The 13,226-nt window shown below is 68.2% G+C and carries 13 protein-coding genes; 6 read left to right on the top strand and 7 right to left on the bottom strand.

The features are described 5' to 3' along the window. Positions 1–44: 44 nt before the first annotated feature. From GON04_RS19830 to GON04_RS19855, 6 genes are read left to right on the top strand one after another with little or no spacing between them, the layout of a single operon-like run. A complete protein-coding gene (locus tag GON04_RS19830) occupies positions 45–851 on the top strand; it encodes an alpha/beta fold hydrolase (protein ID WP_157399730.1) in 807 nt (268 codons plus the stop codon). 29 nt (positions 852–880) lie between these two features. After that, a complete protein-coding gene (locus tag GON04_RS19835) occupies positions 881–2,062 on the top strand; it encodes an LLM class flavin-dependent oxidoreductase (protein ID WP_157399731.1) in 1,182 nt (393 codons plus the stop codon). A gap of 5 nt (positions 2,063–2,067) precedes the next feature. Next, positions 2,068–3,042 carry a Bug family tripartite tricarboxylate transporter substrate binding protein gene (locus GON04_RS19840; protein ID WP_157399732.1) on the top strand — a complete coding sequence of 325 codons (975 nt, stop codon included), beginning with the start codon at positions 2,068–2,070 and terminating at the stop codon, positions 3,040–3,042. Between the two features lie 8 nt (positions 3,043–3,050). Then, positions 3,051–4,232: an acyl-CoA dehydrogenase family protein gene (locus GON04_RS19845; RefSeq protein ID WP_157399733.1), complete on the top strand. Its 1,182-nt coding sequence runs from the start codon at positions 3,051–3,053 to the stop codon at positions 4,230–4,232. Then, entirely contained in the window at positions 4,229–5,431 is a 1,203-nt protein-coding gene (locus GON04_RS19850) for an acyl-CoA dehydrogenase family protein (protein WP_157399734.1), read from the top strand. Before GON04_RS19845 ends, GON04_RS19850 begins: the two co-directional genes overlap by 4 nt. 53 nt (positions 5,432–5,484) lie before the next feature. Then, on the top strand, positions 5,485–6,411 hold the full coding sequence (locus tag GON04_RS19855) for a flavin reductase (protein WP_157399735.1): 927 nt from the start codon (positions 5,485–5,487) through the stop codon (positions 6,409–6,411). On the opposite strand, the gene GON04_RS19860 is transcribed toward GON04_RS19855, so the two are convergent. The 7 genes from GON04_RS19860 to GON04_RS19890 form a co-directional block, all read right to left on the bottom strand. Further along, complete coding sequence (locus GON04_RS19860) at positions 6,392–7,462, bottom strand: amidohydrolase family protein (protein WP_232533156.1); 1,071 nt, start codon at positions 7,460–7,462, stop codon at positions 6,392–6,394. The two genes, GON04_RS19855 and GON04_RS19860, sit on opposite strands and share 20 nt — an antisense overlap. Before the next feature lie 33 nt (positions 7,463–7,495). Continuing rightward, positions 7,496–8,185 (bottom strand): HpcH/HpaI aldolase family protein, encoded by a 690-nt coding sequence (locus tag GON04_RS19865; RefSeq protein WP_157399737.1) that lies wholly within the window; start codon positions 8,183–8,185, stop codon positions 7,496–7,498. Positions 8,186–8,189: 4 nt separating this feature from the next. Continuing rightward, the gene (locus GON04_RS19870) at positions 8,190–9,167 is read right to left on the bottom strand and encodes a tripartite tricarboxylate transporter substrate binding protein (protein WP_157399738.1); all 978 of its coding nucleotides are present in this window, start codon (positions 9,165–9,167) and stop codon (positions 8,190–8,192) included. A 196-nt stretch (positions 9,168–9,363) separates the two neighbouring features. Next, the gene (locus tag GON04_RS19875; protein ID WP_157399739.1) at positions 9,364–10,101 is read right to left on the bottom strand and encodes a sulfite exporter TauE/SafE family protein; all 738 of its coding nucleotides are present in this window, start codon (positions 10,099–10,101) and stop codon (positions 9,364–9,366) included. Positions 10,102–10,109: 8 nt separating this feature from the next. Beyond that, positions 10,110–10,928 (bottom strand): enoyl-CoA hydratase/isomerase family protein, encoded by an 819-nt coding sequence (locus GON04_RS19880; RefSeq protein WP_157399740.1) that lies wholly within the window; start codon positions 10,926–10,928, stop codon positions 10,110–10,112. Further along, positions 10,925–12,211: a CaiB/BaiF CoA transferase family protein gene (locus GON04_RS19885; protein WP_157399741.1), complete on the bottom strand. Its 1,287-nt coding sequence runs from the start codon at positions 12,209–12,211 to the stop codon at positions 10,925–10,927. The genes GON04_RS19880 and GON04_RS19885 overlap by 4 nt, the downstream gene beginning before the upstream one ends. A gap of 6 nt (positions 12,212–12,217) precedes the next feature. Further along, positions 12,218–13,186 (bottom strand): tripartite tricarboxylate transporter substrate binding protein, encoded by a 969-nt coding sequence (locus GON04_RS19890; protein ID WP_157399742.1) that lies wholly within the window; start codon positions 13,184–13,186, stop codon positions 12,218–12,220. Positions 13,187–13,226: the final 40 nt, after the last annotated feature.

Genomic DNA, 13,226 nt, shown 5'->3' on the forward strand with positions numbered 1-13,226 from the left:
CATCGTAGCATGTATGATCAGGCATCACAGGAGCACTCGCCCCCATGCCCATGCAAGTCCCACCCGGCCAGCCCCGGCAGATCCAGGTCGCCGGCACACGGATCGAACTGTGGGAGGGCGGTTCAGGGCACCCTCTCCTGCTGCTGCATCCGGGCGACGGCTTCGATCCGCAGGCGCCTTACGTGGCCGAACTCGCAGCGCGGTACCGCGTCATCGCTCCGTCCTGCCCCGGTTTCGGCCACTCCGAACGACCCGGGCACATGAAGTCGGTCGATGACCTGTCGTACTTCTACCTGGACCTGCTCGAAGCGCTGGACCTGAAGGACCTCCTCGTCGTCGGCTTCTCGTTCGGCGGATGGCTCGCCGCCGAGATCGCGGTGAAGAGCACCTCGCGCATGGCCGCGCTCTGCCTGGTCGACACGCTGGGCGCCAAGTTCAGCGACGCCATGACGCGCGACATCACCGACCTGTTGTCCTGGCCGCTCTACCAGCACCCGAAGTGGATCTACCACCACGAGAAGTTCCGCAACCGCAGCTACAAGGACCTGCCCGACGAGGCCGCCACGGTGCTCGCGCGCAACCACGAATCCTTCGGCCTGTTCGGCTGGTCGCCGACGCTGCACAGCCGGCACATGCACCATCGCCTGCACCGCATCAAGGTCCCGACGCAGCTGATCTGGGGCGCGCAGGACCGCGTGGTCTCCGTCGACTACGGCCTGCGGTGGCAGCAGGCCATTCCCGACGCCCGGATGGATGTGATCGAGAACGCGGGGCACTACCCGCAGATCGAGCAGCCCGGCCGGTTCGTCGGCGTGCTGGAGCAATTCGTCAACAACATCGCCGGGCGCTGAGCGCACAGGCACTCCGCTGGAGAAAGCGCATGCAAAGCTGGTACTTCTCGGAACAGTCCTATGCGCCGGCATGGGACGAGCCGGTCAGCCCGAAGGTCACGTCCCCTAGCAGGCTCGTCAACCCCGAGACGGCGCACCGTCTGCTGCGCGAGTACATCGCCGAGTGCAAGCTCGCCGACGAACTGGGCATGAACATCATGACCAACGAGCACCATGCGACCTACACCTGCATGAGCGTCTCGAGCCTGATGACCCTGGCCGTGCTCGCCACGCACACCAGGCATGCGCGCCTGCTCGCGCTCGGCGTCCCGATCATGAACCGCATGGACCCGTACCGGGTCGCGGAGGAGGCAGCCTACGTCGACGTGCTGTCGCGGGGCCGCCTGGAACTGGGCCTCATCAAGGGCTCCACCTTCGAGCTGTACATGTCCAATTCCAACCCGGTGACGTCGGGCGCACGGTACTGGGAGGCGCACGACCTGATCGTGGCGGCGCTGGCGAAGAAGGACGGCCCGATCAGCTACGAGAGCGACAACTACAACTACCGCTACCTGAACGTCATCCCCGGCTGCTACCAGCAGCCCACCCCGCCGATCTGGATGACGACCCTGTCGCCCTTCACCGCCCGCGAAGCGGCGCAACGGGGCTACGTCATCGCCATCACCGCGGTGGCACGTGCCGCGCGCGCGTGTTTTCCGGCGTATCGCGAGGAGTACCAGCGCGTCCATGGCCGGCCGGCGCCGCTCGACCGCCTCTGCTACCTCGGCCAGGTCGTGGTGGCCAGGGACGAAGGGACAGCCCTCGAACGCGCCCGCAAGTTGCTGCGCTTCAACGAGACGTCGGAGCGGATCGACGCCCGCTTCATCAACCCGCCGGGGATGATGCCCCCGGCGGAGAACGCGCGGCTGCTGAAGGCCGGCACGACGACGACCCACCGCAACAAGACGCTGCCTGACGGCACGCCGATGTCGGACCCGCCGACGCCGCGGGAGCAGATCATCAACCATGTGCTCTTCGCTGGCACGCCCGACCAGGTCTACGACCAGATCAAGACCTTCTACGACTCGGTGGGCGGGTTCGGCAATCTGCTGGTGCAGCTTGGCGGCCCCATGAGCCACGAGGAGATCTGCGACAGCCTGACCCTGTATGCGACCGAGGTCATGCCCCGTCTGCAGGAACTGACCCGGTCCCACGAGGCGGCCGTCGCCTGAGCGCCATGAAGAAGCCCTGCGCGACCCTGGCCATCGCCATGCTTGCCTGGTTCTCGTTGTTCACGGGGGACGCCCAGGCGCAGTTTCCGGATCGGCCGATCCGCATCGTCGTGCCCTACGCGCCCGGCGGATCGACGGACATTGCCGCCCGCCTGGTGGCAGATGCCCTGGGCAAGAGCCTCAACACCTCCGTGATCGTGCAGAACCAGCCCGGCGCGAGCGGCAACATAGGAGCGGCCGCCGTGGCAAGGGCCACGCCGGACGGCTACACGCTGCTCTTCGTCGGCAGCGGGATTGCCTCGGCGCCGAGCATGAAGGAGGTGCCCTTCGATCTGCGCAAGGACCTGGCGCCGATCAGCCGCGTGGTCAGCAGCCAGTTCTCCATCCTGGTCAATCCCAGCCTGAACATCCACACGCTGCAGGAGTTCCTGGACTACGCGCGCGCCAACCCCAGCAGCCTGAACATGGCCTGTTCGGGCACGCTGACGGCCGCGCACTTCGCACTGGAATCGTTCCGGCAAGCGGCCAAGCTCGACTTCCAGACCATCCAGTTCAATGGCAACGCACCCGCCGCGCTCGCCATGATGTCCGGGCAGCCGCCCGCCGGCATCGATGCGGCCTTTTCGGCGAAGAACGCCGTCACGGCCGGCAAGCTGCGCGCGCTGGCCGTCACGGGCTCGAAGCGCTCGCCGTCGCTGCCGGGCGTGCCCACCGTGGCGGAGGCCGGCATCCCCGGCTTCGAAGCGGGGTTCTCGCTGGTGATGTTCGCGCCCGGCGCAACGCCGAAGGCCCTGGTCGACCGCATCCACCAAGCCCTGGTGGCTGCGCTCAAGGATCCGGCCGTGGTTCAGAAACTCGAAGCGCAGGGTTTCGACCTGATCGGCAGCAGCCCGGCCGATTTCGCGCGTGAACTCGAAGCCGACATCAAGGCCAACGAGGCCTTCATCACCGGCCTGCGTAGAGCCGGCGTGATCCAGTAGGCACCGGGATGGACGGCACCCGGACACTGGAGGGCTTTCGCCAGGAGGTGCGTGACTTCCTGGCGGCCAACCTCCGCCCCGAGCTTGCCGAGCGGGTGAAGGCGGGCTACTACCTCGCCAAACCCGAACTCGACGCATGGCATCGCGCGCTGTACGAGCGCGGCTGGTCGGGCACCAACTGGCCGCAGGAGCATGGCGGTCCCGGCTGGACGCCGATGCAAAAGTACATCTTCGAGGACGAGTGTGCCAAGGCCGGCGCACCCATCCTGATCATGATGGGGCTGAACCAGGTGGGCGCGCTGCTGATGGCGGCCGGCACCGACGAACAGAAAGCGCGCCACCTGCCCGGCATCCTGGACGGCAGCGATCTCTGGTGCCAGGGACTGTCGGAGCCGAACTCGGGGTCGGACCTGGCCAGCCTCCAATGCGCGGCCTGGCGCGAGGGCGACGACTACGTCGTCGAGGGCAGCAAGATCTGGACGACCGCGGCGCACTGGGCGAACTGGTGTTTCCTGCTGGTCCGCACCAGCAGCGACGGACCGAAGCAGGAGGGCATCACCATCCTGCTGCTCGACATGAAGACGCCGGGCATCACGATCCGTCCCATCATCGGCCTGGACGGCATGCATTCGCTCAACCAGCTGTTCCTCGACAAGGTGCGGATCCCCGTGTCGTGCCGGGTCGGCGAGGAGGGCAAGGGCTGGCCCCTGATGAAGTACTTCCTGGGCCATGAACGCCTCTCGGCGGCCGGCATCTGGAAATGCAAGGCGCACTTCGCGCGGCTGACCACGATCGCCCGCAGCACGCTGCGCGATGGCCGTCCGCTCGTCGACAACCCGCGCTTTCGCGACCGCATGGCCTGGCTGGAGATCCGGATGCGGGCCCTCGAGGTCCTCCTGCTGTCGATCATCAACGACTCCGCCAAGGCCAAGGGGGCCGAAGGCGCCATGATCAAGCTGCGCGGCACACAACTGCAGCAGGAGATGCTGGCGATGATGAGCGAAGCTGCCGGCCAGTACGCCGTTCCCTTCCATCCCGAGATCCTGCGCACGGGCTGGACGGAGGAACCCGTCGGCCCGGACTTCGCCACCACGGCGACGCCCTTCTATCTGTTCTGGCGCAAGTCGACCATCTCCGGCGGGTCGAGCGAGATCATGCGCAACGTCATCGCACAGGCGCTGTTCCAATGAGCGGCCTCGACTTGCGGATCGAGCTGAGCCCTGAACAGGGCATGCTGCAGGACGCGGCCGCTCGCTACATGGAGAAGGCCTACGGCTTCCAGGAGCGCCAGCGCATCGTCGCTTCGGGCGCGGAACTGGATGAAGGCAAATGGCAGGACTACGCGCGGATGGGCTGGCTGGGCCTGCCCCTGCCGGAGGCGGTCGGCGGCAGCGGCGGCAGCGCGCTCGACCTGTTCCTGCTGGCCCAGGCCTTCGGCAGGTCGCTTGCGGTGGAACCGTACCTGGCCACGGTGGTCCTGGGGGCCATGACCGTCGCCGCGGCGGGGACCGACCAGCAGCGTGCGCGCATCCTGCCCGGCGTCGCGGCCGGCAGGACGCTGCTGGGTTGGGCCTGCGCCGAACCGGATGGCGGCTACGACCTTGTCGACGTGCAGACGCAGGCCAGGGAGAGTGGTGCCGGCTTCGCCCTGACCGGCGACAAGAGCGTCGTGCTCGGCGCAGCGTCGGCGCACCACCTGGTGGTCAGTGCACGCACCGCCGGACCGCGGCATGGGAGGACTGGCGTTTCGCTGTTCCTCGTGGATCGCTGCGCGCCCGGCGTGACCTTGCGGCCCTACCGGACCATCGACGGACGCCGTGCCGCCGAAGTGAAGCTGGATGGCGTCCGGGTCGGCAGAAACGACGTGCTGGGCGAGTTGCACGGCGCTGCCGCGCACATCGAACGCGCGCGTGCGCTGGGCACCATCACGTTGCTGGGTGAAGCGGTGGGCTGCCTCGAAGGCGCACTCGCCTGCACCATCGAGTACCACAAGAACCGACAGCAGTTCGGCAAGCCGCTGTCCAGCTTCCAGGCCCTGCGCCATCGCGTGGCCGACCTGTACGTGGCCAAGGAGGAGACGCGCGCGCTGTGCCTTCTCGCCGCGCATGCCTGGACCGCGGACGACCCCGGCGCGGCCCAGGCGATCGCCGGCGCCAAGGCATGGGTCGGCCAGACCGGCCGCCACGCGGCCGAAGAGGCGGTGCAGCTGCACGGCGCCATCGCCATCACGGACGAGTACGTGGTCGGCCACTACCTGAAGCGCATCGTCGCCATCGACCGCATGTTCGGCGACACCGGCACGGCGCTGGACGAGTATCTCGAGCTGGGCCAGGGCTTCGCGGGAGCGCCGGGCGAAGCGCAGGACAGCGCGGCCAGCGCACGCACATGACGACTGCTGCCGACACGCCCGGAATCGTCGAATGCGGCAGGCCCGAGGAGGACGTGCGCGGCTTCCGGCGTGCGCTCGGCCATTTCGCGACGGGCGTGACCATCATCACCGCGCAGTGCGAGGGGCACCTCGCAGGCATGACGGCGAACTCGTTTTCTTCCGTTTCCCTCGATCCCCCGCTGGTGCTCTGGTCGATCGACAAGGGTTCGCACAGTCTGTCGCTGTTCGAGCAGGCGACCTGCTTTGCCGTCAACGTGCTGGCGGCGGACCAGCTGGAGCTGGCGGGCCGGTTCGCGCGCTCGGGAGCCGACAAGTTCGCCGGCGTGGGATGGCATCCCGGTCTCGGCGGCGCGCCGTGCCTGCCGGGGGCCTCGGCCACGTTCGAATGCCGCAAGCATTCGGTGATCGATGCCGGCGACCACTTCATCCTGCTCGGCAAGGTCGAGCGCTACCAGCGCGCCGACCGCGATCCGCTGCTGTTCGCGCACGGGCGCTTCGCCCTCTCGGTGGACTACCCGGTCATCGCCAGGGAGGCCGCAAGCCCTGCGACATCCACCAGCGACCAGCCCACCATGCTGGGGCTGCTATGGGACGCCTTCACGGGCATGTCGCACGGCTTCCAGGCGGAGCGCGATGCGCTCGGCCTCTCGGTGAGCCAGGGCCGGGTGTTGTCGCTGATCGAGCGCTACCCCGGCGCCGGACCCGAGCTGGTGGCACGCAAGGCCTACGTCAGTCCGCAAGGCCTCGAGGACGCGGTGCAGGCGCTGGTGGCCGCGGGCTTCCTCACGGTCAACCGGAACGGCTGCTGGAATCTCACGGTCAGCGGACGCGAGCACGTCGCCTTGCGTCGCAAGCGTGCCGCCGCCACCGAGGCATCCCAGCTCAAGGCCTTCAGCGCCGCCGAACTGGAAGCGACCTGCAAGGTGCTGAGGGCGCTCGGCTCCGAGGTGCCCGTCGCCTCTAGCGGGCCAGCAACCTGAGGTCGTAGAAGCGGTCGGCGGTGCGGGCGAACAGGTCCGTCTTCTCGTCCTCGCCGGCTCCGGCCACCATGCGCTTGAAAGCGTTCCAGATCACGCCGTAGCTGCAGGTCGCGCGGTCCGGCGGGAAATTGCTTTCGAACATGCAGCGGCGACTGCCGAAGGCTTCGATGCAGGTCTCGACGTACGGCTTCCAGGCCTCGACGAGGTCGTGCGAGGTCGGCGGCCGGTCGCGCTCGTTGAAGCCGAAACCGCCGACGACCATGCCGAGCCCGCCAAGCTTGATCGAGACGTTCGGGCAGCCGGCGAGTTCGACGATCGCCCGCTTCCATGCAGGGAACAGTTCTTCGCGGCGCCCGGCATAGCGCCCGATGCCCAGGGGTGTCCCCGCGTGGTCGAGGACGATGGGCGTGCCGGGGAATGCCCGCGCCAGGTCGGTGAGTTCGGCGATCTGGGTTTGGTAGAGCCAGGCGTCGAAGCGCAGGCCCAAGGGAGCCAGCAGCGCGAATCCTTCGCGAAACGTCTTGTCCGCCAGCAGCCCGGGCGGCCGGTCGGCATGGGGCGGCGCGAGCACGGGGTCGCTGTCCCAGGCGGAGATCTGGCGAACGCCCTTGAAGCGCGAACCGCCGGCCAGCACCAGGGCCTCCAGCACGGGCCGGGCGCGCGCGCCCAGGTGCAGCGATCCGAAGCCGACGATCCCGGCGCAGAACCGTGTCGCTCCATAGGCGCCGCTCGCACCCAGCGCCGCGACACCGTTGGCGAACTCGACTTCCCCGACGGAACGCAGTTCGACCGGCCCGTCGGACCGGTACATGGAGCGGCAGTCGACATAGACCGTGCCGACCACGTTGTGCCGCGCCGCCTTCACGTCGCCGAGCATGTCCTCGAACATGTAGCGCGGCCGCGGCGAATCCCAGATGTGGTGGTGCGCGTCGATGATGGGTAGTTGCGGCTCGAGCGCTTCTTCCTCATGCAGCGCCAGCCAGTCGTTGCGGTAGGCGGCGTAGGAGCCACTGGTGACGACGCCTCCCGGCGAGACGCGCGCTCCGCGCAACTCAGGGCGTTCCTGCTGCATCGCTCGCGCGCGTCACTTGCCGGCGCGGGACACCGCGTCGAGGTAGGCCTTGGCTCCCGGTTCGATCAGGCCCTTGGTGCCGACGAAGACCAGGCGTGCGCCCTGCGCCACGACCTCGGAGACATTGTCGAAGTCGCCGCCGGCGCCGGCGTGCCGGCCCGCCGCGCGAATGCGTGCGATCGAGCGGCGGACCGTGGTCACCACTTCGGGATGCCGCTTGTCGCCGCCGAGGCCCATGCTCTTGGACAGGTCGACCCGCGCGATGAAGAACACGTCGATGCCCTCCACCGCGAGGATGTCGTCCAGGTTGGCGACCGCCGTCGCCGACTCGAGCATGACGATGATCGCAATGTCCTGCCAGCGGTCCGGCAATGCGTAGCGGACCACGTCGACGATGCGCCGCGCCGTTGCGGCGTCGTCCACGTGCGGCACCATGATGCCGGCCACCTTGCAATCGAGATAGCGCGTGACGAGTGCCTCGTCGAATTTCTCCGGACGCACGATCGCGGCAATGCCCGACGCCCGCGCCGCTCGGGCCAGCTCCTCGATCCGCTCCACCGAAGCGGAGGTGTGTTCGCAGTCGAGCATGACCGCATCGAAGCCGAGGGTGGCCAGGTGCTCGACCAGGGTGGGCGAATTGAAGGTGAGGTTGACCATGACGGCGGTGCCGCCGCCAGCAAGGACCTTCTTCAGGCTGGACAAGCGCTCACTCCGCCACCTTGATGCCGGCGCCCTTGATGACCTTCTCGTAGCGGGCGCTGTCGGCCCTCATGATGGCCGCAAACTGCTCGGGGCTGGAGACGAACGGTTCCGCCCCCTGGGCGGCGATCTTGTCGGCCATGTCGGGCGTGACCAGGATCTTCGCGATGTCCGAGGACAGCCTGTTCACGATGTCCTTGGGCGTTCCGGCGGGCGCGAGCAACGCATACCAGAACCGCATGTCGAAGCCCGGCAGGCCTGCTTCCGAGAACGTCGGCACGTTCGGCAATGCAGGGCCGCGGGTGTTGCCGGAGATGGCGATCGCCTTGAGCTTGCCGGCATTGATGTGGGGAATCACCGTCAGCGGGGACGTCCAGCCGATGTCCACGTGGCCGCCGAGCAGGTCGGTCACGGCCGGTCCCGAGCCCTTGTAAGGGATGTGCGTCAGCTTCACACCCGTCAGGGAGCTGAACAGTTCGGCGGCGAGATGGGTCGGTCCGCCTGCGCTGGAGGTGGCGTACGTGAGCGGCTTCGTCTTGGCCAGCGCGACCAGTTCCTTGACGTTGGTGGCCGGCACCTTGGGACTGGCGACCAGGATCAGTTCGCTGCTCGCAATGGTTGCGACCGGCGCGAAGTCCTTGAACGTGTCGTACGGAAGGTTGTGGATCAACAGGCCGTTGAGGACGTGGGTGGTCGAAACCAGCAGGAGGGTGTAGCCATCCGGCGGGGACTTCACCAGCATCTCGGATCCGATGACCGTGTTCGCACCCGGGCGAGGCTCCACGAGCACGGGCTGCCCCAGGCTCTCGGACAGCTTCACGCCGACAATGCGCGCCATGGCGTCCACGCTGCTTCCCGTGGCGTAAGGCGTGATGATGCGCAGCGGCTTGTTCGGGAACCCCTGCTGGGCGCCGGCACTGCCGGCACCTAGCAGCACCGCAGCGGCCATCAGCGCCGGTGCCATAGCGATCAGGCGTCTCCTCATGCGATCTCCTCGAGACAGATGTGGCACGTCCACAGCACTACCAACGCCCGCGCCGACGCTCGATTCTAGCCCTACGGGGCGGTCATCGTGTCAGCTTTTACATTGATCCATGTTCAACCTGCTCACGCCCTGTGGGGCGCAGGTCGTCCCGGTTCGACCGGACGATCCCCTACGCCCGCCGGTCGGGCTCACCCTGCTATCGCAATGTCGCGAAGCCGTACCAGATCCCCACGCTGATGAGCGTGATGGCCACGGCCATCGTCAAAGCATGCCGTGACAGTTGGCGCGACGCATGGCTGCCGGCAAAGGTGCCTGCAAGCACGAGCGCGGCGAGCGTCATGGCCAGCGCAAAGTCGATGCGCCCCGCCACCGCATGCACGACGGTTGCCGAAATCGAGATCGGCACCTGCACCGCGAGCCCCAGCGCGATTGCCAGCCGCACTGGGACATGCAAGACCAGCAGCAGCGGCACCAGCATCGCGGGGCCGCCGGTACCGGAGATGGCCGAGCCATAACCGACCAGAAGACCAAGGCCACCGAGCTGGCCGGGTGCTAGCTGGCGTTCGCTTGCGGTCAAGCTTGGCGTCCTCAGGGCCTGCAGCCCGGAGCCAAGAGAGAGCAGTGCAATGAAGGTCCGGATCGGACCAGGCCCCAGCCACTGCACCGTGGCCGCACCTGCCACCGCACCTGCGGACGCTGCGAGACAGAGCGGCAGCGCCGACCGGCGCGCCGCATCGTCGAGGTGGCGCAAGTGCTGGACGGCTGCGAGCACACCGCCGAGCAGGAAGGCAAACATCGAGGCGGCAACCGCGCGATCGACCGGTACCTGCGCGAACTCGGTGAGGGCCGGCACCAGCAGCACGCCACCGATGCCTGTCAGGCCGATCAGCGTGCCGGCCACACCCGCAGCCGCAGCGACGGCAAGGCTCACCATCGGCGGCGCTAGGTTCCCCCGAGGGGGCGCACCGCTTCCTGTAGCCGGGCGCGCGTGTCCGATGACGCTTGGTAGGGGTCCGCACGTTCGGCATTCAGGCGAAGCAACTGGTTGAGCTGCCCGCCTTGCGTCATGCCGTCACCCAGTGGCACGTCTTCCACGGAGAGCATCAATGACTTCGTGCGTCGCACGGCCCAGGCCGCACGCTCGTTGAGCACTTCCGCGAACGCCTTGACCGCCTGATCCAGCGCGCCCGGCTCGGCAAGCCGGTTGACGAGACCGAAGCGATCCCAGTCCTCTGCCGAATAGACATCGCCGGTCATCGCGATCTCCAGCGCGCGTCGCCGACCCAGCTGGCGCATCAGCAGCACCGAGTTGAGCGCCGCCGGAAAGCCGTAGGTGATCTCCACGTTGGCAAACCGCGCATCGCGCTCGGCCACCAGGAAATCGCAGGCCAGTGCCATCGCCTGCCCGCCCCCGAAGGCGAAGCCGTGCACCGCGGCGATCGTCGGCTTGGGCGAGTTGATCAGGCGCCGCAGGGTGTCGGTGAACGACTCGACGCTGCGCTCCAGCGACGCATCGTCCAGCCGCAGGCGTTCGGAGTCGGCCGTGCCGACGTCCTTGCGGTCGCGCCCGGAGGTGAAACAGGCGCCGGCGCCACCGACCACGATCGTGCGCACCGCGTCGTCGGCGATGGCGCGGTCGAGTTGCACGTTGAACTCGGCGAGCATCGCGTCGCTCATCGCATTGCGCTTGCCCGGCCGGTTGAGCGTGAGCCTGGCCGTCGCGCCTTCGCGCGTGGCTAGGACGAGTGGGTCGACGGTCATGCCGTCTTCCTTTCCCCTGCAGGCCAGGGATGCCTGATGGCGCCTCGGGCCAGCGCCGACTCCAGAGTTCGGGCATCCATGCCCGCTCCACGCAGCACTTCGAGCGTGTGTTCACCGCGCAGCGGCGGCGCGGTCAGCGGTGGCAGCAAGGTCAGCGACGAGTCGAAACCTGCGCCCGGGACGCACACCTTGCGCCCGTCGGCATTCGCAAGTTCCACTTCAGGCCAGCGCGCGCGGTCGTTCTTGACCGCCTCATAAGCTGCGGCGGGCGACAGCGCCTCGGCCGCCGGAACCTCATGGACGCGGAAGAACGCTTCCCACTGGACGGCCTCGCGCCGCGCCAGCACGGGTGCGAGCCAGGCATGCACGTCTTCGACCGCGCGATCGCGCAAGAGATGGGCCAGGCGCTCGACCTCGGGCGCCTCGACGCCGTCGGCCCGCATGGCGCGCAGGAAGGCACTGTTCTGCGCCTCGCTGTTGCAGACGATCGCCAGGTACCCCTTGGCCGTCTCGAAGGTGCCCGACAACGGGTTGCCGGAGAATGCCGTGGAACGCGTCGCCTTGCGCGCGATGCCGCTCACCGCATGGCTGGCGAAGGTCTGGGCGCTCAGCGTGAGCGCCACCTCGTGCATTGCCACGTCGAGCCATTCGCCGCGCCGGCGTACCTGGCCGTCGAGCCGGTCTCGCGCTCGACGATGCAGCGCCGCAATGATGCCGAGCGCGGCCTGCGTGCCAGTGGCGTAGTCGATGATCGGCAGTCCGATGCGCTGCGGCCGGCCCTGCGCATCGGCATTGGCCGCCATCAGCCCGCTTGCCGCCTGGATCACGTGGTCATAGGCGCGCCGGCCGGCGCGCTCGCCGGTCTGCCCATAGCCGGTGATGGAGCAGACGATCAGCTCCGGGTGCCGCTCGACCAGCTCCTGCGGATCGAAGCCCAGGCTGGCCAGCTTGCCGGGACGGAAGTTCTCCACCAGCACATCGGCGGAAGCAATCAGCCGACCCAGCGCGGCCCGCACCTCGGGATCGCGGGCATCGACGGCGATGGACTTCTTGCCCGCGGCCTGCATCACGAAACCCTCGCCCAGTTCGAACGCCGCGAGCTTGGGATCCTGGACGGTGCTGCGGATGATGTCGCATTCGTCGTGCCGTTCGATCCGGATCACCTCGGCCCCGAGGACGGCGAGGATGTAGGTCGCATAGGGCCCCGCCAGGATATGGGTCCAGTCGACGATGCGCACGCCGGCCAGCGGCGGCCGGGCAGCCGCTTGGATGTCTTGGTTCATGGTCGATTACGGCAGCTTGACGCCGCTGTCGCGGACGTAGCGTTCCCATTTGGCGATCTCGTCGGCGACGAATTTCTGCGCCGTGGCGCGTTCCCCGTCGACCTCCAGGCCGCTGCTCGCCTGCCGCAGCTTGATCCCCTCGGGCGAGCGAAGCATGCGCCGGGCGGCGGCATTGAGCTTCTCGATCACGGCCGGGGGCGTGCCGGCTGGAACGAAGACCACGTTCCACGACAGGAAGTCCATGTCCAGCCCCTGCTCGATCGCCGTGGGGACGCCGGGCAAGCCCGGCAGCCGCTGCTTCGCGGCGACCGCCACCGGCCGGACCCGGCCGTCCGCCACCAATGGTCCCGCCGCCCCCATGTCGGCGATCGCCAGCGTGATCTGCCGGCCCGCCAGGTCGGTGAGCGACTGGCCGTTGCCCTTGTAGCTGACGCTCACAAGGTCGACGCCGCTCTGGCGTTTGAGCAGTTCGCAAGCCACCAGCGTCACGGCATTGCCGGTGCCGCAGCTGGCCCCGCGCGGTTCGGACTTGGCGGATGCCAACGCCTTCTGCACCGTCTCGCCAGCTATGCCAGGCGCGGCAAAGATCACCGGCGGCGAGGCGAAGACCACCGCAACGGCCTCGAAATTCTCGGCCTTGTACGCGATGCGGTCGACGAACAGCGCATAGTTGGCCGCGTTGGCGGTCCCGCTACCCATCAGGACGGTGTAGCCATCGGCAGGCGCCTTGGCCGCCTGCTGCGTGCCGACCATCGCATTGGCCCCGGGCCGGTTCTCGACCACGACGGTGGCGCCAGTCTCTTCCTGGATGAACTTCGCGTACAGGCGCGAGATGATGTCGGTCGTGCTGCCAGGCCCGAAAGGCGCCACGATGGTGATCGGCTTTGCCGGCCAGGGGTCGGCGGCATGGACACCGCCAGCTGCCAGCACCAAGCCGGCCAGAAGCGCAGCGCAGGAACGGATTCGTGTCCTCATCGTCTGGTCCCCCAAGTGACGTTCATGGTGAGCAAGGGTA

This window comes from Ramlibacter pinisoli (assembly GCF_009758015.1).
Lineage (GTDB): Bacteria > Pseudomonadota > Gammaproteobacteria > Burkholderiales > Burkholderiaceae_C > Ramlibacter > Ramlibacter pinisoli.

Coding starts and splice junctions, on each gene's coding strand:
- GON04_RS19830 (WP_157399730.1), top strand. CDS start 45: ATGCCCATGCAAGTCCCACCCGGCCAGCCCCGGCAGATCCAGGTCGCC.
- GON04_RS19835 (WP_157399731.1), top strand. CDS start 881: ATGCAAAGCTGGTACTTCTCGGAACAGTCCTATGCGCCGGCATGGGAC.
- GON04_RS19840 (WP_157399732.1), top strand. CDS start 2,068: ATGAAGAAGCCCTGCGCGACCCTGGCCATCGCCATGCTTGCCTGGTTC.
- GON04_RS19845 (WP_157399733.1), top strand. CDS start 3,051: ATGGACGGCACCCGGACACTGGAGGGCTTTCGCCAGGAGGTGCGTGAC.
- GON04_RS19850 (WP_157399734.1), top strand. CDS start 4,229: ATGAGCGGCCTCGACTTGCGGATCGAGCTGAGCCCTGAACAGGGCATG.
- GON04_RS19870 (WP_157399738.1), bottom strand. CDS start 9,167: ATGAGGAGACGCCTGATCGCTATGGCACCGGCGCTGATGGCCGCTGCG.
- GON04_RS19875 (WP_157399739.1), bottom strand. CDS start 10,101: ATGGTGAGCCTTGCCGTCGCTGCGGCTGCGGGTGTGGCCGGCACGCTG.
- GON04_RS19880 (WP_157399740.1), bottom strand. CDS start 10,928: ATGACCGTCGACCCACTCGTCCTAGCCACGCGCGAAGGCGCGACGGCC.
- GON04_RS19885 (WP_157399741.1), bottom strand. CDS start 12,211: ATGAACCAAGACATCCAAGCGGCTGCCCGGCCGCCGCTGGCCGGCGTG.
- GON04_RS19890 (WP_157399742.1), bottom strand. CDS start 13,186: ATGAGGACACGAATCCGTTCCTGCGCTGCGCTTCTGGCCGGCTTGGTG.